A 21,672-nucleotide genomic window follows, 5' to 3' on the forward strand; every position below is an offset into this window, starting at 1 on the left:
AGTACCCCCGAGAGAAAGGATCTCACCATGGACCTCGACATCGTCGATCTATCGCGGCTGCAGTTCGCGGTAACGGCGCTCTACCACTTCCTGTTCGTGCCGCTGACCATCGGCCTGGCCGTGATCATCGCCATCATGGAGACCGTCTTCGTGATGACGGGCCGCACCATCTGGCGCGACATGACGAAGTTCTGGGGCACGTTGTTCGGCATCAACTTCGCCATGGGCGTGGCCACGGGCATCGTGATGGAGTTCCAGTTCGGCATGAACTGGAGCTACTACAGCCACTACGTGGGCGACATCTTCGGCGCGCCGCTGGCCATCGAGGGGCTGATGGCCTTCTTCCTGGAAGCCACCTTCGTGGGGCTGTTCTTCTTCGGCTGGGACCGCCTGAGCAAGGTCGGCCATCTGGTGACCACCTGGTGCGTGGCCCTGGGCTCGAACTTCTCGGCGCTGTGGATCCTGATCGCCAACGGCTGGATGCAAAACCCCGTGGGCGCGGCGTTCAACCCGCAGACCATGCGCATGGAGGTCACCGACTTCTTCGCGGTGCTGACCAACCCCGTGGCCCAGGCCAAGTTCGTGCACACGGTCTCGGCAGGCTATGTGACGGCGGCCATCTTCGTGCTGGGCGTCTCGGCCTGGTATCTGCTCAAGGGCCGGCACATCCAGCTGGCGCGCCGCTCCATGACGGTGGCCACCTCGTTCGGCCTGGCCGCCGCGCTGTCGGTGGTGGTGCTGGGCGATGAAAGCGGCTACCTGTCGTCGGAGCACCAGAAGATGAAGCTGGCCGCCATCGAGGCCATGTGGGATACCGAGCCCGCACCGGCCGCCTTCACGGCCTTCGGTTTCCCCGACAAGGCCGCACGCGAGACGCACTACGCCGTGCACATTCCCTGGGTCATGGGCCTGATCGGCACGCGCTCGCTGACCACCGAGATCCCCGGCATCAACGACCTGGTCCAGCGCACCGAGCAGTACATCCGCAACGGCATCGAGGCCTATGGCGCGCTGGAGGCCATCCGCGCCGCCGGCCCCACGGGCCAGGTGCCGGCCGAGGCCAAGGCCGTCTTCGAGGACAAGGGCGGGCAACTGGGCTACGCGCTGCTGCTCAAGCGCTACGTGGACGACCCGCGCCAGGCCACGGACGCGCAGATCGCCCAGGCCGCCTGGGACACCGTGCCGGCCGTGGGGCCGCTGTTCTGGGCCTTCCGCATCATGGTGGGGCTGGGCATGTTCTTCATCGCGCTCACGGCGGCCTTCTTCTGGCTGTCGGTGCGGCGCAGGCTGGACGCCCATCCGTGGATGCTCAAGCTGGCCGTGATCGCCATTCCCCTGCCCTGGATCGCGGCCGAGTGCGGCTGGATCGTGGCCGAGGTGGGCCGCCAGCCCTGGATCATCGAAGGCGTGCTGCCCACGGCGCTGGCCGTCTCCAACCTGGGCGCGGGCACGCTGCTGCTGACGATTGCAGGCTTCATCGCCATCTACTCCGTGCTCTTCGTCATCGAGATGAAGCTCATGGTGAAGGCCATCCGCAAGGGACCGCAGGAGGAAAGCGCACCGCACCTGACCACCTACTTCCCTCTGATGCAAAAACTCGCCCGCGGGCAATGACCAAGGGAGATTGTCACCATGATTCTTCACGAACTGATCAGCTACGACGTCCTGCGCCTGCTGTGGTGGGGCCTGCTGGGCGTGCTGCTCATCGCCTTTGCCGTCACCGATGGCTTTGACCTGGGCGCTGCCGCGCTGCTGCCGCTGGCGGCCAGGACCGACGTGGAGCGCCGCGTCGTCATCAACTCTCTGGGCCCGGTCTGGGAAGGCAACCAGGTCTGGCTCATCCTGGGCGGCGGCGCCATCTTTGCGGCCTGGCCGCAGCTGTACGCGGTCTCGTTCTCGGGCTTTTACCTGGCCATGTTCGCGGCGCTGGTGGCGCTGATCCTGCGGCCCGTGGCCTTCAAGTTCCGCAGCAAGCGCGAGGAGCCGGCCTGGCGCGCGCGCTGGGATGCCGTGCTGTGCATGGCCGGCGTGGTGCCCGCGCTGATCTTCGGTGTGGCCCTGGGCAATGTGCTGCAGGGCGTGCCCTTCCGCCTGGCGCCCGACATGCGCATCTACTACGAGGGCACGTTCTTCGGCCTGCTCAACCCGTTTGCGCTGCTGGCCGGCCTGGTCTCGCTGTGCATGCTGCTCATGCATGGTGCGTCCTGGCTGGTGTTCAAGACCGAGGGCGATGTGGCCGCGCGCGCGCGCCGCCTCGGCATGGTGGCGGCCGTCGCCACCACGGTGCTGTTCGCGGCGGCCGGCGTGTGGCTGGCCGCGCTCAACGGCTACCGCATCACCAGCGAGGTCAACACCACCGGACCGTCCAACCCGCTGTTCAAGACGGCTGCGCTGCAGGCGGGCGCCTGGTTCGCCAACTACCAGGCCCGGCCCGTGCTCTGGGCCGTGCCGGCCATCGGCCTGCTGATGCCGCTGCTGGCGGCGCTGGGCCTGTGGCTGCGCCGCGAGTGGCTGGCCCTGCTGTCCAGCGGCCTGGGCATTGCCGGCATCATCGCCAGCGTGGGGGCGTCCATGTTCCCGTTCATCCTGCCCTCGTCGCTGAACCCGCAGCACAGCCTCACGGTCTGGGACTCTTCGTCCAGCCATGTGACGCTGTTCATCATGCTGGTGTGCGCGCTGATCTTCGTGCCCCTCATCGTGGCCTACACCAGCTGGGTCTACAGCGTGCTGCGCGGCAAGGTCGACCCGATGGCCATCATCGAGGGCCGCGGCCACTCGTACTGATCCACCGAATCAAGCAACGACATTCAACGTCAAGAAAGGACACAACACCATGTGGTACTTCGCCTGGTTGCTCGGCCTGCCGCTGGCGGCCGCCTTCGCGGTGCTCAACGCGATGTGGTACGAACTTATGGACGACGAGGCCACGCGCCGCGAACTCCTGGCCCGGGAGAAATAAAGCTCCCCCGAGGCGCTTCGCGCCTTCCCCCTCTCTCTTCGGGAGGGGGACGACACCCTCGCTGCGGGGGCGGCCCTTGCTCGGTGTCCCTCGCTTTGGGCTACGCCAGTTTTTGCACGCGCTTACCGCTAATGAAGCATTGCTGTAAACACAATGAGCTCCCTCGGGAGCTCATTTTTGTACGCAGGCTTGCCAGGTTCAATCGTCGGTGTCGTCCGCCTTGGCGCGGCCCTTGCCGCCCGTGATGCGGTCCTTCAGGTCCAGCAGCCGGGTCACGGCCGTGCCCATGCCCATGAGCTGCATGGCGGTCTCGGGCGACAGGCGCTGCACGTCGTCGAACCAGTTCATGAGCCGGTCGATCAGCTCGTACATGTCGCGCATGCGCTGCTGGGCGTAGCGCTCTTCTTCGGTGGTGACTTCCTCCAGCATGGCGGCGCGCAGCATGGACTGGGTGGGCTCGATCTCGCGGCGGCGGCGTTCCTCGGCCAGGCGGCGGAAGATTTCCCAGACATCCTGCGGCGCCTCGAAATACTCGCGCCGGTCGCCGGGCTGGTGGCGCAATTGCACCAGGCGCCAGGCCTGCAATTCCTTGAGCCCCATGCTCACGTTGGAGCGCGAGAACTCCAGCGTCTCGGCGATCTGGTCGGCATTGAGCGGCTCGGGCGAAAGAAACAGCAGAGCGTAGATCTGGCCTACCGTGCGGTTGATGCCCCAGCGGCTGCCCATCTCGCCGAAGTGCGAGACGAACTGCCGGTTCAACGCCGGAAGAGGTTTGGGTTGCGTCATGGCATGCATTGTGCCCTCGCGTGCCGGCATGTCCTGTGCGGCTTGGAAAGCGGTGCGTCAGCTTTCTGCAAGACGCGGTCAAAAGGCGCACAATGGCGCCTTTGCGGGCTTGCGGCCAGGCGGCCCGGCCCAGCGCCTCCCGCTTCCCGACCCGTTCGCAGATTGCAGATTGCCCCATGTCCCACGCTAGCCGCAGTGCGCTGATCGACTGCACCAAGGGCCTGGCCTGTGCCGCCATCGTCTGGCACCACCTGGCCTTCTACGGCCCCATGTCCGATATCGCCCATCCGGCCGCGCCGGACCTCATCGACTGGCTCTATGAATATGCGCGCATGGCCGTGCAGATCTTCCTGGTGCTGGGCGGCTACCTGGCGGCAGCCAGCATGGCGCCGCAAGGCCACGGCCTGCACAGCGATCCGTGGTCGCGCATCGGGCGCCGCTTCGTGCGCCTGGTCGTGCCCTATGCCGTGGCCCTGGTCGTGGCCGTCGTCGTCTCGGCGGCAGTGCGGCCCTGGTTCGACCATGCCTCGGTGTCGGGCGAGCCCGATCTCTGGCAGCTGGTGGCGCATGCGCTGCTGCTGCAGAACATCGTGGGCGAGGAGTCGCTGTCCGCCGGCGTCTGGTACGTGTCCATCGACTTCCAGCTGTTTGCGCTGACGGCGCTGCTGCTGGCCGGCACGCGCTGGGGCGGCGCCTTGCTGCGCCGCCGCTTCGGTGGCCAGGCGCTGTCGCGCTGCTGGCCCTGGACGCTGAGCGTGGCGCAGGCGCTGGTGGTGATCGGCGTGGCGGCCTCGCTGCTGGGCTTCAATCTGGATGCGCAATGGGATGTGTGGGCGCCGTACTTCTTTGGCGCCTACGGCCTGGGCATGCTGGCGTACTGGGCCGCGCATGCGGACAAGTCCTCGACGGCCTGGAGCTGGTCCCTGCTGATCGTGGCCCTGGTCGTGGCGGCGCTGGCACTGGAGTGGCGCGACCGCATCGCGCTGGCCGGTGCCACGGCGCTGGCCCTGGTCGCGGCCATGCGCAGCCCCGCGTTTGCCCAGGCACAAGGCTGGGCGCCGCTGCGCCGGCTGGGCAAGATTTCGTACTCGGTGTTTCTCGTGCACTTCTCGGTCTGCCTGCTGGTCAACGCCGTGGAAAGCCATTTCTGGCCGCAGTCCATTCCCGCCGCCCTGCTGGGCATGTGCACGGCCTTTGCGCTGTCGATTGCGGCCGGTCATCTGCTGTACGAGCGCGTGGAGCGCCACGTTCCCAGCTGGCACATGGCGCTGCGCTGGCAGGCCGGCCTGGTGGGCACCGGCCTGATCGCGGCATTTGTGGCGGGCCTGCGCTGAGGTGCGGTGCGTCAGTCCACAAACAACAAAGGCAGCCGGTGGGCTGCCTTTTTCGCTTCACGCCGGTCGGCGTTCAACGGTGCAGCTCGCCTGCGCTTTCCGGCTGGAACTCGATGGCATCCACGCGCACGGTGACCTGGCCCGAGGGGCCGGGCATGCGGGACTGGTCGCCCACGCTCAGGCCCAGCAGGGCAATGCCCACGGGCGCGAACACCGACACCTTGTCGGCGCTGCCATCCATCTCCTTGGGATAGACCAAGGTCAGCGTATTGGTCTTGCCCGACTCCAGCAGCGTGAAGCGCACCGTGGAATTCATGGTCACCACGTTGGGCGGCATTTCCTTGGGCTCGAGCACGTCGGCACGGTCCAGCTCGGCCTCGAGCGCCTCGCGGCCGGGAAAGGCGGGCTGCTTGTCCAGCAGGGCCTCGATGCGTTCCAGGTCCAGGGACGAAAGAATGATGTGGGGCTTGCGCTCCATGGTGTTGGCTCCCTTGTGTGCTTGCGCCGTGGCTGCAATGAAGGGCAGCGGCGCCCAAACGGACAAAAGCCCGGGCAACGCGGTTGTCCGGGCCAAGGCATCTTCAGAAAAGAGAAAAGCACCAAGTTGGTGCGATAAGGCCATTGTGCAGGCCCGTGCGCGTTCTGCCAAGCGAACCCGCACGGTGCGGTGCGGATTGGCGCGGGCACTTGCCAAGCCGGCAAAACCCACTTCGCAACCGCAGGCATGCGGGGAGTGCTTGTTGGTATGACTGTATTTTTATACAGTTGCTTCATGCTTTCCAGTCCTCCCACGCCTCATCACGACACGGCCCGGGTGCCCCTGCACCCCATCAAGGGCCGGGGCGCAGCCAGCCAACTGGCACACCGCTTCACCACCGATCCGCGCGAGGCCTTTGACGACGGCTGGGGCAGTCTTGAGGCGCCGGCCGAAGGCGAAGAGGCCGCTGCGCTGCGCACCGAACTGCGCTGGGAGCAGGCCCGCTCGGCGCTGAGCCGCCACCAGTCGCCCGACCTGCCGTTTCACATGGGGCTCAATCCCTACCGGGGCTGCGAGCATGGCTGCATCTATTGCTATGCCCGGCCCACGCACAGCTACCTGGGCTGGTCGCCGGGGCTGGACTTCGAGACCCGGCTCATCGCCAAGCAGAACCTGCCAGAGCTGCTGCGCGCCGAGCTGTCGCGCGCCAGCCATGTGGCCGCGCCCGTGATGCTGGGCTCGGTCACCGACTGCTACCAGCCCATAGAGCGCGAGCTGGGGCTGACGCGCCGCCTGATCGAAGTGCTGGCCGAGGCGCGCCACCCGTTTTCCATCGTCACCAAGGGCAGCGGGGTGGAGCGTGACCTGGACCTGCTGGCCCCGCTGGCGCGCCAGGGCCTGGCCTCGGTGCACATCACGCTGACCACGCTGGATGCCGACCTGGCCCGCCACCTGGAGCCGCGCGCCGCCGCGCCGTACCGCCGGCTGCGCAGCATCCGCGCGTTGACCGAGGCGGGCGTGCCCGTGGGCGTGAGCCTGGCACCGCAGATTCCCTTCATCAACGAAGACCTGGAGAAGGTGCTGGAGGCGGCCGCCGACGCAGGCGCGCGCCACGCCTTCTATGCCGTGCTGCGCCTGCCCTGGGAAGTGGCGCCGCTGTTCGAGCAATGGCTGCAGGTGCACTACCCCGACCGCGCCCGCCGCGTGATGGAGCGCGTGCGCGACCTGCACGGCATCCAGGGCGAGCAGCGCGAGGCCGGCCGCGTGTACAACGCCGAGTTCGGCCAGCGCATGAAAGGTACTGGCCACTGGGCCGAGCTGCTGCGCCAGCGCTTCGCCCTGGCCTGCCGTCGGTATGGATTCAACCGCGAGCCGCTGCGGCTCGATTGCAGCCTCTACCATCCGTCGCTGCTGCTGCCGCAGCGCAGTCTGTTCTGAGCGCGGACCGGCAGGCTCAAACCGCCTCCAGAAACGACCTCACCAGCAGGCTGTCGCTGCGCTCGCGCATGCAATAGACATAGGTGGTGGTGCTGGCCGGGTCGCCCGCGATGCGCAGCGGGCGAAAGCGCGGGTCGGGGATGAATTCGGCTTCGGACACGGCGCCCAGTCCCAGGCCGCGCGCCACGGCTTCGCGTATGGCTTCGCGGCTGCCGATCTCCAGTTCGGTGCGCGGCTGCACGCCGGCGGCCTGCAGCACCGATTCCAGCGCGGTGCGCGTGGTCGAGCCGTGCTCGCGCAGCAGCAGAGGCTGGCCCTGCAGTTCGGACAGCGCGATTTCGCTGCGCCGCGCGAAGGGATGGGCGACATGGGCGAACAGGATGATGGCGTGGCGCGCGTACTCGCGCGCCAGCAGCTCCGGGCGGTCGTAGAGGCCGGCGAGCACGGCCACGTCGGTGTCGTAGCGTTCCAGGTCGGCCAGCACCTGCTGCGAGTTGCCCATGCGGATGGACAGCTGCATGCCCGGGTGCCGTGCGCGGTAGGCGGCCACCATTTCGATCACATGGAAGGGCCCCACGGCGCCGATCTTGAGCTCGCCCTGGTGCAGCTGCCCCGAGTCGCGGAGGAAGAATTCGGCCTCGGCCTCCAGCGCCATGATTTTCTGCGCCATGGGCAGCAGTCTGGCGCCTGCGCCCGTGAGCGTCATGCGGTAGCCGCGGCGGTGGAACAGCTCGATCTGGCTTTGGCGCTCCAGCGTGGCGATCTGGGTGGAGATGGTGGGCTGGCTCACGCCCAGTGCGCGGGCGGCGGCGCTGAGGCTGCCATGGTGGGCGACGGCGATGAAGGCGCGGTAGCGGGCGTTGCTCACGAAAGTCGGTATCTCAAGGTTTTGTCTATGGATGCTGTCAAAACCGATTCTGAAACTTTCACATGGCAGAAATATGTCGCTCCTAGCATTCAGCCATACCCACCCGCCTGGCGATTTGACCGGCGATTCACGGATCCACCGATCCGCCGATGTGCCTGACCTGATGCAAAGGAACACTCCCATGAAGATGAACCGCAAGACCTGGCTGCGCCATGCCGGCGCCGTGCTGGCCCTGGCCGCCACCGCTACCACTGCCGCCTTTGCCCAGAGCGCCGAGCTGCGCGTGGGCCTGATCCCCTCGGAGGACGCGCAGGCCATGATCCGCGCCAGCCAGCAGGTCATGGACCAGCTGGCCACCCGCACCGGCATGAAGGTGCGGCCCTTCGTGGCCAATGACTACAACGGCGTGATCGAGGCGCTGCGCTCCAACAAGATCGACATCGCCTTCCTCGGCCCGTTCTCGTACGTGCTGGCCAACCAGGTGGCAGGCGCCGAGGCCTTTGCCGTGGCCGTGACCAAGAAGACGGGCAAGAGCGCTTACCACAGCATGGTGATCTCCCGCAAGGACAAGGGCCCGGCCAGCGTGGCCGATCTCAAGGGCCGCAGCTTTGCCTTTGTGGACCCGACCTCGGCGTCGGGCCACCTGTTTCCCAAGGCGGGGTTGATGGCCGAGGGCTTCGATGCGGACAAGGGCTTTTCGCGCGTGATCTTCTCGGGCTCGCACGACGCCAGCATCATGGCCGTGGCCAACGGCAAGGTGGATGCGGCGGCCGTGGCCGACCGCATCTTCGACTCCGCCGTGAACAAGGGCCTGGTCAAGCGCGAGGACTTCCAGATCGTCTGGCGCTCCCAGCCCATTCCCGAGTCGCCCATGACCTGGCGCAAGAACCTGGACGCCGGCACCAAGCAGAAGGTGGCTGCGGCCCTGGCCGAGGTCAAGGACCTGCCCTGGGGCGACCAGGGCGTGCTCGACGGCTTCGCGGCCACGGATGACAAGGCCTACGACGTGGTGCGCCAGACGGCCAAGGCCCTGAAGCTGGACCTCGGGAGCATGAAATGATCCGCATCCGCCAATTGCGCAAGAGCTATGGCAGCAACCACGTGCTGCATGGCATCGACCTGGATGTGCAGCCCGGCGAGTTCGTCGTCATGCTGGGCCTGTCGGGGGCCGGCAAGTCCACGCTGCTGCGCTGCATGAACGGCCTGGCCCGCGCCGACAGCGGCACGCTGGAGGTGGGCGGCATGGACCTGATGCTGGGCGGCGGCAGGCACAGCCGGCGCGAGCTGGCTCGCCACGTGGCCATGGTCTTCCAGCACCACAACCTGGTGCCGCGCCTGTCGGTGCGCAAGAACGTGCTGACCGGGCGCCTGGGCCAGACCGGCACCCTGGCCTCGGTGCTGCAGCTGTTCCGCGAAAGCGATATCCGCCTGGCCGACCAGTGCCTGGAGCGCGTGGGCCTGGCCCACAAGGCGCTGGAGCGCACCGAGGCGCTGTCGGGCGGGCAGATGCAGCGCGTGGGCATTGCCCGCGCGCTGGCCCAGCAGCCCCAGGTCATCCTGGCCGACGAGCCCGTGGCCAGCCTGGACCCCAAGACCGCGCGCAGCGTGCTGCAGTACCTGCGTGATGCCACGCGCGAGCTGGGCATTGCCGTGGTCTGCAACCTGCACCAGGTGGACTACGCGCGGGAGTTCGGCGACCGCGTGCTGGGCCTGGCCCAGGGCCGCATGGTCTATGACGGATCGCCGCAGGCGCTGGACGAGGCCGCGCTGCAGGCCATCTACCATGCGCAGCCCACTGCAGGGCAAGGCGCAGGGCAGGGCGCAGAGCCGGACACACCACCGGGCGCGCAGGCCATAGGGCCTGCCGGCCTGCATGCGCAGGCGCCGGTGCCTGCCTCGTGGATGCGGGCCAGCGCGCCCGCAGGAGGACTGTGATGACCAGCGCCAATTCCTGGAGCCCTGAGCCGCGCGACCGCTGGCAATGGACCGCGCCGCGCCCCCACGGTGCCCTGGGCTGGACCGGCTATGCGGCTGCGGCCCTGGCCATCGCCTGGGTGCTGCACTGGAGCGCGGGCGGCGCGCAGATGAGCTGGGGCGAACTGGCGGCAGGCATGCCCCAGATCGCGGATTTCGTGGCGCGCTCCGTGCCGCCGGACTGGAGCATGCTGCCGCGCCTGATGGCGCCCGCGCTGGAGACGGTGCAGATCGCCATCTGGGGCACGCTGCTGTCCGTGGTGCTGGCGCTGCCGCTGTCCTTCATCGCGGCCAGCAACCTGCAAGGCTGGCACTGGCTGCGGCGCATCACGCGTCAGTTCCTGAACGTGGTGCGCAGCATCAACGAGCTGATCCTGGCGCTGGTCTTTGTCTCGGCCGTGGGCCTGGGGCCGTTTCCCGGCGTGCTGGCCCTGGCCCTGCATGGCATGGGCATGCTGGGCAAGTTCTTCGCCGAGAGCATCGAAGAGATCGACGACGGCCCGCTGCAGGCCCTGCGCAGCGCAGGCGCCACGCAATTGCAGCTCATCGTCTTCGGCGTGCTACCGCAGGCCATCACGGCCTGGATCGCGGTCGTGCTCTACCGCTTCGAGGTCAACCTGCGCTCGGCCACGGTGCTGGGCATGGTGGGCGCGGGCGGGCTGGGGTTCGAGCTGGTCGGCAGCCTCAAGCTGTTCCGCTACCAGGAGACGGCCACCTGCATCGTGGTCATCACCGTGATGGTGATCGCTGCCGATCTCATCTCCCACTGGCTGCGCCGCCGCATCCAGCAGGGCACCCGCCATTGAGGGCAGCGCTTTTTTCGGCGCCCCCGTTTCATTCAAAGGACCGATTTGTGTGGACCTATCACAACCCCGTTGCCATCCATACCGGCCCCGGCCGCCTGGACCGCCTGCCCGAGCTGCTGGCCGGGCGCGACTGCCTGCTGGTGACGTTTCCCGAGGCCGAATCCCTGGGCCTGGTGCAGCAGCTGCGCCAACGGCTGGGCAGCCAGCTGCGCGGCGTGGTGGACGGCATTGCGCCCAACCCCGATGTGCAGTGGCTGGCCCCGCTGTATGACCGCGTGCACCGCGAATACGCCGAGGTCCCGTGCATCGTGGCCCTGGGCGGCGGCAGCGCCATCGACTCGGCCAAGGCGCTGATGTGCGCCACGCCCACGCGGCGTTTCGGCGAACTGCTGCAGGCCCTGGAGCAGGGGCTGGCCCTGCCGGCCGCAGGCCACAAGGCGCTGATCGCCATTCCCACCACGGCCGGCACGGGCAGCGAGGTCACGCCCTGGGCCACGATCTGGGACCAGGCCGCTGGCCGCAAGCACTCGCTGCACCAGCACTGGACCTGGCCCGAGGCCGCCATCATCGACGCGCAGCTCATGCAAAGCCTGCCGGCCGGCGCCACGCTGGCCTCGGGGCTGGATGCGCTGTCGCACGCGCTGGAGTCCATCTGGAACCGGCACCGCAATCCCGTCTCCACCACCTTGGCCGTGGGCGCCGCGCGCCGCACCCTGGCCACGCTGCCCGCGCTGATGCAGGACCTGGGCAGCCTGCCGCTGCGAAGCCGCATGGCCGAGGCCGCCCTGATGGCCGGCCTGGCCTTCTCCAACACCCGCACGGCGCTGGCGCATTCGCTGTCCTACGACATCACGCTGCGCCATGGCGTGGCCCACGGCATTGCCTGCTCGTTCAGCCTGCCGCTGGTGCTGGAGATGGCACTGGGCGCCGACGATGAGGCCGATGCGGCCCTGCTGTCCATCTTCGATGCCGCCACGGGCGAGCTGGCCGTGCAGCGCCTGCGCAACTTCCTCGAAGGCCTGGGCGTGGCCACCGATCCCGCCCACTACGGCGTGCCCGGGGATGAGTGGCAGCAGCTGCTGCAGTCGGCCGCATCCGGCCCGCGCGGGCGCAATTTCATCCGCACGCTGGAATGAACAGGCGCGTGCGGCCCTCTTCTGTTTGAACCTCTTTCCTAGTCAAAAAGCACCATGAACCACACCACCGTCTCCACCGCCGCCGCCGCCGATCTGTCGCCGCTGCAGGCCGTCATCTTCGACTGGGCCGGCACCCTGGTCGATTTCGGCTCGCTGGCGCCCACGCAGATCTTTGTCGAGGCCTTTGCCAGCTTCGGCATCACCATCACCCTGGCCCAGGCACGCGGCCCCATGGGACTGTCCAAGTGGCAGCACATCCACGAGTTGCTGCAGGACGAAGGCATCCGCGCGCAATGGCACAAGGCCTTCGGCCAGCCGCCCGCCGACGCCGACGTGGACGCCATCTACGCCCGCTTCATGCCCATGCAGATCGCCAAGGTGGGCGAGTTCTCGGCACCCATCGAAGGCGCGCCTGAATTGCTGGGCTGGCTGCGCGCGCAGGGCCTGAAGGTGGGCTCGTGCTCGGGCTATCCGCGTGAAGTCCTGAACCAGCTGCTGCCCCAGGCAGCGGCCAACGGCCTGGCTCCCGACCATGTGGTGGCCGGCGATGAAATGGCCGCAGGCGGCCGCCCCGGCCCCTTCATGGCGCTGGCCAATGTGCTGGCGCTGGGCATTGGCGACGTGCGTGCCTGCGTGAAGGTGGACGACACCGTGCCCGGCATCGAGGAAGGCCGCAACGCCGGCATGTGGACCGTGGGCCTGACCCTGTCCGGCAACGAAGTCGGCTACTCCCCCGCCGAACTGGCCGCCGCCCCCGCCGAAGAAGTGCGCGAGCGCGTGGCCCGCGCCGAGGCCAAGCTGCGCGCAGCCGGCGCCCACCACGTGATCGCCAGCGTGAAGGACCTGCCGCAGGTACTGGAGCGGATCGCGCAGGACATGCGCGCGGGGCGCATGCCTGGGTGAGACGCGCCCGTTCTATGGTCTTGTGCCCAATCTTGGAAACTGGCGCGACCAAAAAAACAGGGACGCCGAGCAAGAGCCGCCTCGCGGCGATGGCGTCGTCCCCCTCCCTTGCGAAGCAAGTAGAGAGGGGGAAGGCGCGAAGCGCCTCAGGGGGTACTCAACTGCTCTGCATGATGGCGCAGATGGTCATCAATGAAGCTCTGGATGAAGTAGTAGCCGTGGTCGTAGCCGCCGTGGCGGCGCAGCGTCAGCGGCTGGCCGGCCTGGGCGCAGGCGGCCTCGAAGGCTTCGGGCAGCAGCTGCTTTTCGATCAGGAACTTGTCGGCCAGGCCCTGGTCCACGAGGATGCCGGCCGGGTAGGGCGCCTGGGTCTGGGCGGCCATCAGGCAGCTGGCGTCATGCGCTTCCCAGGCCTTGCGGTCATCGCCCAGATAGCCCGAGAAGGCTTTCTGGCCCCAGGGGCAGTTGACGGGGTTGGCGATGGGCGCGAAGGCCGACAGGCTCTTGAAGCGGCCCGGATGGCGCAGCGCCAGCGTGAGCGCGCCGTGGCCACCCATGGAGTGGCCGAAGATGCCCAGCCGCTGCGCGTCGATGGGCAGGCGTGCGGCGATCAGCGGCAGCAGCTCGCCCAGCAGATAGCTTTCCATGCGCCAATGCAGCGCCCAGGGCCTGGTGGTGGCGTCCAGGTAGAAGCCCGCGCCCACGCCGAAGTCCCAGGCATCGGCCTCGCCGGGCAGGCCTGCGCCGCGCGGGCTGGTGTCGGGCGCGATCAGGGCGATGCCCAGCTCGGCGGCCAGGCGCTGGGCGCCGGCCTTGGTCATGAAGGTCTCTTCGGTGCAGGTCAGCCCGGCCAGATAGAGCACGGCGGGCACCTTCTCGCCGGCCACGGCCTTGGGCGGCAGGAAGACCGAGAACTTCATGTTCAGGCCGATCTCGGCGGAGAAATGCTCGTAGAAACGCTGTGCGCCGCCGAAGCAGGCATGGGCGTTCTTGAGTTCCAGGGGCGGCAGTGCGGACATGGTGTTCCTCAAAAAGAAAAATGCTACGGGCACCTTGGCAAGCGGTGCATGCAGCATTCAAAGATGGGAGTTGATACGCTATACACGGTCAACGGCCCATGAAACTGGCGCTGCCCAGGCGAGAGGCGCCGAGCAAGAGCCGCCTCGCGGCGGGGGCGCCCAGCCGAGGGCGTCGTCCCCCTCCCTCGCGTAGCGAGTAGAGAGGCGCCGTGCAACGGGGGAGGGCGCGCAGCGCCTCAGGGGGAGCTTCAGTACACGACGACGGAGCGGATGGACTTGCCTTCGTGCATCAGGTCAAAAGCCTCGTTGATCTCCGGCAGGCCCATGGTGTGCGTGACGAAGGGGGCCAGCTGGATCTCGCCGCTCATGGCCTGCTCGACCATGCCGGGCAGCTCGCTGCGGCCCTTGACGCCGCCGAAGGCCGTGCCCAGCCACTTGCGGCCCGTCACCAGCTGGAAGGGGCGTGTGGAGATTTCCTGGCCCGCGCCAGCCACGCCGATGATGACCGACTGGCCCCAGCCGCGGTGCGCGCATTCCAGGGCGGCACGCATCACGTTGACGTTGCCGATGCACTCGAAGCTGTGGTCCACGCCCCAGCCCGTCATCTCGACGATGACCTGCTGGATGGGCTTGTCGAAATCCTTGGGATTCACGCAGTCGGTGGCGCCGAAGGTGCGGGCCAGGTCGAACTTGGAGGGGTTGGTGTCCACGGCGATGATGCGGCCGGCCTTGGCCAGCTTGGCGCCCTGGATCACGGCCAGGCCGATGCCGCCCAGGCCGAACACGGCCACGGTGTCGCCTTCCTGGACCTTGGCGGTGTTCTTGACGGCACCCAGGCCCGTGGTCACGCCGCAGCCCAGCAGGCAGACCTGCTCGGGGTTGGCATCGGGGTGGATCTTGGCCAGCGAGACTTCGGCGACCACGGTGTATTCGCTGAAGGTGGAGCAGCCCATGTAGTGGTAGATGGGCTCGCCGTTGTACGAAAAGCGCGTGGTGCCGTCGGGCATCACGCCCTTGCCCTGGGTGGCGCGCACGGAAACGCACAGGTTGGTCTTGCCGCTCTTGCAGAACAGGCATTCGCCGCATTCGGCGGTGTACAGCGGGATCACGTGGTCGCCGGGCTTGACGCTGGTCACGCCTTCGCCGACCTCGACGACGATGCCCGCGCCTTCATGGCCGAGCACGGCGGGGAAGATGCCTTCGGGGTCGTCGCCCGACAGCGTGAACGCGTCGGTGTGGCAGACGCCGGTGTGGGTGATCTTGATCAGGACCTCGCCCTTCTTCGGGGGGGCCACGTCGATCTCGACGATCTGCAGGGGTTCTCCAGCCTTGAAGGCGACGGCGGCTTTGGATTTCATGGGCGTGTCTTTCTGTCGGGGTGGCTCAGGAGCGGCAGTGCGCGCGCTCCGCGAAGCCTTGAATGTAGGCCATGGCCGCGCGGACCGGCCGCATCATGGCCGCAGCCTCAGGTGATATGTCCGAATCTGAGGGGTGTGGCCGGCGTCGGCCGGGCCTGCAGGCCGTGGGTGCTTGCGTCTTTTCGTATAGTCCGCCCCATTCTTTCCACCCTGACCGCCTCCGAGCCCGCCGTTTCCCATGGACCACCGCCACGCCAGCGCCCACCGCATCGATCTTGTCGTCTACCCCGGCTTCAAGGCGCTGGAGGCCATAGGACCCATGTCGGTGTTCGACTATGCCAACGTGCACCTACGCGCGCGCGGCCAGAGCGACGGCTACGAGGTGCGCGTGGTCTCGCAGCGGCAAGGGCCCGTGCGCTCGGACACGCTGATGTCGCTGGAGGCCACCCACACGCTGGCCGGGCTGGAGGCTGCAGGCATGGGCTGCACCGTGGTCGTCGTGGGCTCGCGCCATATCGAGCAGGTGCTGGGCGGCTCGGCCGAGCTGGTCGCCTGGCTGGGCCGCGTGGCGCCGCGCGTGCAGCGGCTGATTGCGCTGTGCTCGGGCAGCTTCTTCCTGGCCGAGGCGGGCTTGCTGGACGGCCGGCGCGCGGCCACGCACTGGAGCGTGACGGCGCAACTGGCCCAGCGCCATCCGCGCGTGCAGGTCGATGCCGATGCCATCTACCTGCGCGAGGAAATCCGCGATGGCGCAGGCAGCCGCCAGCTGTGGACCTCGGCCGGCGTGACGGCCGGCATCGACCTGGCCCTGGCCGTGGTCGAAGAGGATTTCGGCCACGCGCTGGCGCTGGAGGTGGCGCGTGACCTGGTCATGTACCTCAAGCGTCCCGGTGGCCAGTCGCAGTTCAGCGTGCCGCTGGCGGCCCAGGCCGCGCAGCACGGCGGCGTGCAGGCCGTGCAGCAGTGGGTGATGACCCATCTGGCCGAGCCTCTGACCCTTGCGCAGATGGCCGAGCAGGCGCACATGAGCGAGCGGCACCTGCGCCGCGTGTTCCAGCAGGAAACCGGGCAAAGCCCCACGGCCTTTGCGGAGAGCGCGCGGCTGGAGGCGGCCAAGCAACTGCTGGAAAGCCAGGCCCATCTGCCGCTCAAGACCGTGGCCGCGCGCGTGGGCCTGGGCTCGGAGCAGGCGCTGCGCCACCTGTTCGTGCGCCACCTGGGCATTACCCCGGTGGCGTACCGGGATCGCTTTGGCGGGCGAGGCGGCGCGGGCTGAACCGGAAACGCTCAGTTCTTTTTTGCGGTCTCGGCTGCTTCGGCGGCCGCGGCACGCAGCTTGTCCTTCTTGCTGGGGCGGCGGCCCTTGATGCCGCCGTTGCCGTCCTGCGCCACCGGGGGCGGCGGCACGGGCTCGGTAGGCTCGAAGCCCGGCAACTGCTCCAGCGCCAGGTCCAGCTGGTTGCGCTTGCAGATCAGCGCCCAGTGCGCCTGGTCGGCCGGCGTGACAAAGCTGATGGCCGTGCCATCCTCGCCCGCCCGGCCCGTGCGGCCGATGCGGTGCACATAGTCGGTGGCCGAGCGCGGCAGGTCGTAGTTGACGACCAGGGGCAGTTGGGTGATGTCGATGCCGCGCGCCGCCAGGTCGGTGGTGATCATCACCTGCCAGCGCCTGGCCTTGAAGTCGGCCAGCGCTTCCTTGCGTGCGCCCTGGCTCAGGTCGCCATGGAAGGCCGTGGCGAAGATGCCGGCCTTGTAGAGCTTTTCCGCCACCAGTTCGGCCGTGTGGCGCGTGGCCACGAAGACCAGGGCGCGCTCCAGCGTGGCGGGGTCTGTGCCGGGCGCCGTCTCCCCCTGTACCAGTGTGCGCAGCAGCTGGGTGCGGCGCGCACGGTCCACGGCAATGGCGCGCTGGGCAATGCTCTGGGGGCTGGCGGCATCCTGGCCTTCGGCGGCATCGACGCGGGCCTGAACGGGATCGTGCAGCAGGCCTGTGGCCAGCGATTGCACGGCATCGGGATAGGTGGCCGAGAACAGCAGGGTCTGGCGCTGCTTCGGCAGCAGGGCCAGCACGCGCTGCAGCTCGTCCTGGAAGCCCAGGTCCAGCAGGCGGTCGGCCTCGTCCAGCACCAGATGGCGCACGGCGGACAGGCGCACGGCGTTGTGCTCCACCAGGTCCAGCAGGCGGCCCGGCGTGGCCACGAGGAAATCGGCACTGCCGCGCAGCATCATCATCTGCGGGTTGATGGACACGCCGCCATAGACCACGCCGATGCGCGGCGGCTGCCTGAGCGTGCGGCCCAGGTCGGACAGCGTCTCGCCCACCTGCTGGGCCAGCTCGCGCGTGGGCACCACGATCAGCGTGGTCAGGGTTCGCACAAAGCCGCCCTGGGCACCTTGGGCCTTGCCGCCATCCATCCAGCGCTGCAGCAGCGGCAGCAGGTAGGCGGCCGTCTTGCCCGAGCCCGTGGGCGCACAGGCCCAGAGGTCGCGGCCCGCAAGCACGGGGGCGATGGACTGGGTCTGTATGGGCGTGGGATCGACCAGGCCCAGGTCTTGGAGGCTGGAGACCAGCGCCGGGCTCAGGCCGAGGGAGGCAAAGTTCATGGTGTGCAGGAATGGCTGGGGCCGGAACCCCGGCGCAAGAAAGGCCCGGCCACGAGGGCCGGGGGGGCATTGTCGGCTAAACCGCGCCGCTGCGTGAAGCAGGGGGCTTGGCCCGGGCGCTCAGGCCAGGTGGCGCTGCCGACCAGCAGGCTGTTCACCAGGCCGCCAGCCGTTGCAGCCGGGCCGGTGGCGCATGCCTGTCCAGGGATCGGGCATCGCCGAAATGAGTGCCCAGAAGATCGAATGGAGGCGGCTCATGGAGGAAGTCGTCCCTGCCTCTTCAGCTCCTTGAGCCGTCGTTCGGTTGCGCGGTCCAGGGCGTCCTGCAGCAGGTCCATCTTGCGTTTGTTGCAGGGTTGGCAGTCGTAGAAGCTTCCAGGTACTCCAATAGGGTCCAGCTTTTTGTTGGCCTCGAAAAGATTAATACGTCCTGTGGGTTCGATTCCCATGACGATGATTTTTCCGCTCTTGAACTTGACGGACGCTCCTCCTGAACACCCTGTTCTTTCCATATATTCACCGAAGTAGTGCTTCTCTGAAATTTTGCGCATGTGCTGCAGCGCATATCGCACATCCTCTTCGGTCAATATCACATCGTTGCAATCAAGCCAGTTCTTGTCTTCCCAAGAAGAGCCGCCTGAGGGCTCGATGATGTCGATTTTCTGTACTTGCCTGACTGGGTATCTGGCATCGGCCGCATGGAGCATCGATGCCATGGCCATTGCCGAAATCACAGTCACAGTGCGAAAGAAAATGAAGCTCATGGTGCCATTTCCCAGTTTGCGCCTTCTGCCTCGGACAGGTTCTTCCGGCTTACTTCAGGGTGCTTGAAGACTTCACTGGGCGATAGTTGCATGGAATCTTGCAGTGCTTCAACCAGCCATGTCAGAGCACGGTTTTGTGCCTCAGTCGGTGTGGGGTAGACGCCAAATTCTCCCCGAATCCCTTCCGGACTCAGTTCCTTTCGTCGCTGAGGGGGCTTGAACCCTTTCGGCAGCACAGCCCTGCCAACCATCTCGATGCCTATGGCTTCCATGTTGCTCGGATAGCGATCGCCAGGGGCTTTCATCATCTCGATGCGGTGCATTCCCTTTACGCCTGCTCCTTCATAGTCCCTGGCCTTGCATTTCCCCACAAGCAGGCATCTTGCCTTCAGCGGCCCCACATGGTTGGTGCGCTGGTAGATGGCCGCCGTCTGGTAGATGGTGCCGTCCTTGTCGATGAGAAAGTGTGCCGCATTGGCCTTCGGGTTTTTGTAGCTGTTGAGCGAAGACTGGGCCGTGTTGGCATCGGTCTGGTGCACGACGATGCCGGTGATGGCGGCGGTCCGCTTTCCTCTCTCGATGGCGGGGCTGCGCGCATTCTTGACGCGCGCATGGATGAGCATTCCGTCCTTGGTGATTTCGACAAGCATGTGAGTCCCGGGGTTGCGTTGAACGGCAGCGGGCATTGCGCTGCGCCTCCATCCCGTTTCAGGGAGGGTCAACGGTCACCTTATGGTAGATTTGATCAATCGAGGTCCATGCCACGATAGCCAGAATGGTGTTCCTAGGAGTGGCGTGGCCTTCTGGAACGGTGGACTCGCCCATGAAAAAAGCCCCATGCAAAGGCATGGGGCTTTTGGGTGCCGGGCCGCTGATGCCCGGACCTGCGATCAGCGCTGGCCGATCGGCTTGACGTCGCGGGACACGGAGCCCGTGAACAGCTGGCGGGGACGGCCGATCTTGTACTCGGGGTCGGCCATCTGCTCGTTGAGCTGGGCGATCCAGCCCACGGTGCGGGCCAGGGCGAAGATGCCGGTGAACAGGTTCACGGGCACGCCGATGGCGCGCTGCACGATGCCGGAGTAGAAGTCCACGTTCGGGTAGAGCTTGCGCTGCACGAAGTAGTCGTCTTCCAGGGCGATCTTCTCGACTTCCTTGGCCAGGGCGAACAGGGGGTCCTTTTCCAGGCCCAGTTCGGCCAGCACTTCATTGCAGGTTTCCTGCATGAGCTTGGCGCGGGGGTCGTAGTTCTTGTAGACACGGTGGCCGAAGCCCATCAGCTTGACGCCGCTGTTCTTGTCCTTGACCTGTTCCATGAACTCGCCGACCTTGGCAACGCCGCCGTTGGCCTGCAGGTATTCCAGCATGTTCAGGCAGGCTTCGTTGGCGCCGCCGTGGGCAGGGCCCCACAGGCAGGCCACGCCGGCCGAGATGGCGGCGAAGGGGTTGGTGCCCGACGAGCCGCACAGGCGCACGGTGGAGGTGGAGGCGTTTTGCTCGTGGTCTGCGTGCAGGATGAAGATGCGGTCCAGCGCGCGCTCGACCACGGGGTTCACCTTGAACTCCTCGCAGGGGTTGCCGAACATCATGCGCATGAAGTTGCCGGCGTAGCTCAGGTCGTTCTTGGGGTACATGTACGGCGCACCGATGCCGTACTTGTAGGCCATGGAGACCAGCGTGGGCATCTTGGCGATCAGGCGGATCGCGGCGATGTCGCGGTGCTCGGCGTTGTTGATGTCCATGTTGTCGTGGTAGAAGGCCGACATGCCGCCGACCAGACCCGTCAGGACGGCCATGGGGTGGGCGTCACGGCGGAAACCACGCAGGAAGAACTGCATCTGCTCGTTGACCATGGTGTGCTTGGTCACGCGCTCGACGAAGTCGGCCTTCTGCGACTCGTTGGGCAGCTCGCCGTACAGCAGCAGGTAGCAGGTCTCGAGGTAGTCGCAGTTCTTGGCCAGCTGCTCGATGGGGTAGCCGCGGTACAGCAGCTCGCCCTTGTCGCCATCGATGTAGGTGATGGCGGACTGGCACGAGGCGGTAGAGAGGAAGCCCGGGTCATAGGTGAACATGCCGGTCTGCGCGTACAGCTTGCGGATGTCCACCACGTCGGGACCGACGTTGCCCTGGTAGACGGGCAGCTCGACGCTGGGGGCGCCGTTGCTGAAAGACAGCGTTGCTTTGTTGTCTGCGAGTTTCATTTCCAAACTTCCTTCTCTAGATTGCCTAGCCTACTAGCGGGAGAGAACCGGGCTTGCGCTTGCGCACCAGTTCCAGAACTTCCCTGATTTCTTGGGTATCGAGTTCACCTTCAGGCTCCTTGCGGCGCAAGAAGAGGTCCATCAGGTCGTTGTCTGCCAGGTCCATCAAGGCAGACAGACCGCTCGCGTGTCTCCGCGTGAGCTGGTCTCCGTAGGTGGCGAAGAACTGCGCGATGAACAGGTCGTTCTCGACCAGGCCGCGCCGGCAGCGCCAGCGCAGCAGGTCTCGCTCGCGTTCGTCGAGCAGAGTATTCGTCATGGTCATCAGATGGCCCGGCGGACCATCAGTTCCTTGATCTTGCCAATGGCCTGCGTGGGGTTCAGGTGCTTGGGGCACACGTCCACGCAGTTCATGATGGTGTGGCAACGGAAGAGGCGGTACGGATCTTCCAGGTTGTCAAGGCGGTCACCCGTGGCCTCGTCGCGGCTGTCCGCGATGAAGCGGTAGGCCTGCAGCAGGCCGGCCGGGCCCACGAACTTGTCGGGGTTCCACCAGAAGCTGGGGCAGCTGGTGGAGCAGCTGGCGCACAGAATGCACTCGTACAGGCCGTTGAGCTCTTCGCGCTCTTCAGGCGACTGCAGGCGTTCCTTGGTGGGAGACGCGAAGCTGTCGTTCTGCAGGTACGGCTTGATCGAGTGGTACTGCTTGAAGAACTGCGTCATGTCCACGATCAGGTCGCGGATCACGGGCAGGCCGGGCAGGGGCTTGAGAACGATGTCGCCCTGCAGGGTCTTCATGTTCGTCAGGCAGGCCAGGCCGTTCTTGCCATTGATGTTCATCGCGTCCGAGCCGCACACGCCTTCGCGGCAGGAGCGGCGGAACGAGATGGAGGGGTCCATCTCCTTGAGCTTGACCAGGGCGTCCAGCAGCATGCGCTCGTGGCCGTCCAGCTCGACCTCGACGGTCTGCATGTAGGGCTTGGCATCCTTGTCCGGGTCGTAGCGGTAGATCTTGAAAGTGCGCTTCATTTGTCTGTTCTCTCGT

At 66.9% G+C, this 21,672-nt stretch carries 22 protein-coding genes; 11 read left to right on the forward strand and 11 right to left on the reverse strand.

What is annotated here, in order from left to right; translation table 11 throughout:
* The first annotated feature begins 27 nt into the window (after positions 1-27).
* The 3 genes from AC5I49_RS23870 to cydX are packed head-to-tail and all read left to right on the forward strand — an operon-like array spanning position 28 to position 2,959.
* A complete protein-coding gene (locus AC5I49_RS23870) occupies positions 28-1,614 on the forward strand; it encodes a cytochrome ubiquinol oxidase subunit I (RefSeq protein WP_016450181.1) in 1,587 nt (528 codons plus the stop codon).
* Positions 1,615-1,632: 18 nt separating this feature from the next.
* The gene (gene cydB, locus AC5I49_RS23875; protein WP_016450182.1) at positions 1,633-2,784 is read left to right on the forward strand and encodes a cytochrome d ubiquinol oxidase subunit II; all 1,152 of its coding nucleotides are present in this window, start codon (positions 1,633-1,635) and stop codon (positions 2,782-2,784) included.
* 49 nt (positions 2,785-2,833) lie between these two features.
* Complete coding sequence (cydX, locus tag AC5I49_RS23880) at positions 2,834-2,959, forward strand: cytochrome bd-I oxidase subunit CydX (RefSeq protein ID WP_012204319.1); 126 nt, start codon at positions 2,834-2,836, stop codon at positions 2,957-2,959.
* A gap of 198 nt (positions 2,960-3,157) precedes the next feature.
* Here the strand turns inward: cydX and AC5I49_RS23885 are convergent, their stop codons facing one another.
* Positions 3,158-3,754 (reverse strand): GbsR/MarR family transcriptional regulator, encoded by a 597-nt coding sequence (locus AC5I49_RS23885; RefSeq protein ID WP_026062606.1) that lies wholly within the window; start codon positions 3,752-3,754, stop codon positions 3,158-3,160.
* A 167-nt stretch (positions 3,755-3,921) separates the two neighbouring features.
* Between AC5I49_RS23885 and AC5I49_RS23890 the strand changes: the two genes are divergently transcribed.
* Positions 3,922-5,079 (forward strand): acyltransferase family protein, encoded by a 1,158-nt coding sequence (locus AC5I49_RS23890; protein ID WP_310037586.1) that lies wholly within the window; start codon positions 3,922-3,924, stop codon positions 5,077-5,079.
* Positions 5,080-5,152: 73 nt separating this feature from the next.
* On the opposite strand, the gene rnk is transcribed toward AC5I49_RS23890, so the two are convergent.
* Positions 5,153-5,557 (reverse strand): nucleoside diphosphate kinase regulator, encoded by a 405-nt coding sequence (gene rnk, locus AC5I49_RS23895; RefSeq protein WP_026062607.1) that lies wholly within the window; start codon positions 5,555-5,557, stop codon positions 5,153-5,155.
* A 294-nt stretch (positions 5,558-5,851) separates the two neighbouring features.
* On the opposite strand from rnk, the gene AC5I49_RS23900 reads away from it, so the two are divergent.
* Complete coding sequence (locus tag AC5I49_RS23900) at positions 5,852-6,994, forward strand: PA0069 family radical SAM protein (RefSeq protein WP_495789996.1); 1,143 nt, start codon at positions 5,852-5,854, stop codon at positions 6,992-6,994.
* Between the two features lie 16 nt (positions 6,995-7,010).
* Here AC5I49_RS23900 and AC5I49_RS23905 read toward each other — a convergent pair whose 3' ends face one another.
* Complete coding sequence (locus AC5I49_RS23905; RefSeq protein ID WP_016450187.1) at positions 7,011-7,862, reverse strand: LysR substrate-binding domain-containing protein; 852 nt, start codon at positions 7,860-7,862, stop codon at positions 7,011-7,013.
* 181 nt (positions 7,863-8,043) lie between these two features.
* Here AC5I49_RS23905 and phnD point away from each other — a divergent pair, with 181 nt between their 5' ends.
* The 5 genes from phnD to phnX are packed head-to-tail and all read left to right on the forward strand — an operon-like array spanning position 8,044 to position 12,681.
* Positions 8,044-8,922, forward strand: coding sequence for a phosphonate ABC transporter substrate-binding protein (gene phnD, locus AC5I49_RS23910; RefSeq protein WP_495789997.1), 879 nt, complete (start codon positions 8,044-8,046; stop codon positions 8,920-8,922).
* Positions 8,919-9,797 carry a phosphonate ABC transporter ATP-binding protein gene (gene phnC / locus AC5I49_RS23915; protein WP_017406122.1) on the forward strand — a complete coding sequence of 293 codons (879 nt, stop codon included), beginning with the start codon at positions 8,919-8,921 and terminating at the stop codon, positions 9,795-9,797. Before phnD ends, phnC begins: the two co-directional genes overlap by 4 nt.
* On the forward strand, positions 9,797-10,642 hold the full coding sequence (gene phnE, locus AC5I49_RS23920; RefSeq protein WP_495789998.1) for a phosphonate ABC transporter, permease protein PhnE: 846 nt from the start codon (positions 9,797-9,799) through the stop codon (positions 10,640-10,642). The genes phnC and phnE overlap by 1 nt, the downstream gene beginning before the upstream one ends.
* Positions 10,643-10,689: 47 nt before the next feature.
* Positions 10,690-11,778, forward strand: a complete 1,089-nt coding sequence (psrA, locus tag AC5I49_RS23925; protein ID WP_252653243.1) for an iron-containing alcohol dehydrogenase PsrA — start codon at positions 10,690-10,692, stop codon at positions 11,776-11,778.
* 54 nt (positions 11,779-11,832) lie between these two features.
* On the forward strand, positions 11,833-12,681 hold the full coding sequence (gene phnX, locus AC5I49_RS23930) for a phosphonoacetaldehyde hydrolase (protein ID WP_495789999.1): 849 nt from the start codon (positions 11,833-11,835) through the stop codon (positions 12,679-12,681).
* 146 nt (positions 12,682-12,827) lie between these two features.
* Here the strand turns inward: phnX and fghA are convergent, their stop codons facing one another.
* A complete protein-coding gene (fghA, locus tag AC5I49_RS23935; RefSeq protein ID WP_046240405.1) occupies positions 12,828-13,700 on the reverse strand; it encodes an S-formylglutathione hydrolase in 873 nt (290 codons plus the stop codon).
* Positions 13,701-13,948: 248 nt separating this feature from the next.
* The gene (locus AC5I49_RS23940) at positions 13,949-15,058 is read right to left on the reverse strand and encodes an S-(hydroxymethyl)glutathione dehydrogenase/class III alcohol dehydrogenase (protein ID WP_012204334.1); all 1,110 of its coding nucleotides are present in this window, start codon (positions 15,056-15,058) and stop codon (positions 13,949-13,951) included.
* A gap of 238 nt (positions 15,059-15,296) precedes the next feature.
* On the opposite strand from AC5I49_RS23940, the gene AC5I49_RS23945 reads away from it, so the two are divergent.
* The gene (locus tag AC5I49_RS23945; RefSeq protein ID WP_495790000.1) at positions 15,297-16,334 is read left to right on the forward strand and encodes a GlxA family transcriptional regulator; all 1,038 of its coding nucleotides are present in this window, start codon (positions 15,297-15,299) and stop codon (positions 16,332-16,334) included.
* An 11-nt stretch (positions 16,335-16,345) separates the two neighbouring features.
* On the opposite strand, the gene AC5I49_RS23950 is transcribed toward AC5I49_RS23945, so the two are convergent.
* The 6 genes from AC5I49_RS23950 to AC5I49_RS23975 form a co-directional block, all read right to left on the reverse strand.
* Positions 16,346-17,662 carry a DEAD/DEAH box helicase gene (locus tag AC5I49_RS23950; RefSeq protein ID WP_047325746.1) on the reverse strand — a complete coding sequence of 439 codons (1,317 nt, stop codon included), beginning with the start codon at positions 17,660-17,662 and terminating at the stop codon, positions 16,346-16,348.
* 254 nt (positions 17,663-17,916) lie between these two features.
* Positions 17,917-18,426 (reverse strand): hypothetical protein, encoded by a 510-nt coding sequence (locus AC5I49_RS23955; protein WP_016450196.1) that lies wholly within the window; start codon positions 18,424-18,426, stop codon positions 17,917-17,919.
* Positions 18,423-19,076 carry a peptidoglycan recognition protein family protein gene (locus AC5I49_RS23960; RefSeq protein ID WP_244386556.1) on the reverse strand — a complete coding sequence of 218 codons (654 nt, stop codon included), beginning with the start codon at positions 19,074-19,076 and terminating at the stop codon, positions 18,423-18,425. The genes AC5I49_RS23955 and AC5I49_RS23960 overlap by 4 nt, the downstream gene beginning before the upstream one ends.
* Before the next feature lie 240 nt (positions 19,077-19,316).
* Positions 19,317-20,627 (reverse strand): citrate synthase, encoded by a 1,311-nt coding sequence (locus tag AC5I49_RS23965; protein WP_016450198.1) that lies wholly within the window; start codon positions 20,625-20,627, stop codon positions 19,317-19,319.
* Positions 20,628-20,652: 25 nt separating this feature from the next.
* Positions 20,653-20,952, reverse strand: coding sequence for an FAD assembly factor SdhE (locus AC5I49_RS23970; protein ID WP_012204343.1), 300 nt, complete (start codon positions 20,950-20,952; stop codon positions 20,653-20,655).
* Positions 20,952-21,656: a succinate dehydrogenase iron-sulfur subunit gene (locus AC5I49_RS23975; RefSeq protein WP_012204344.1), complete on the reverse strand. Its 705-nt coding sequence runs from the start codon at positions 21,654-21,656 to the stop codon at positions 20,952-20,954. Before AC5I49_RS23975 ends, AC5I49_RS23970 begins: the two co-directional genes overlap by 1 nt.
* Between the last annotated feature and the right edge of the window lie 16 nt (positions 21,657-21,672).

Source organism: Delftia sp., assembly GCF_059499305.1.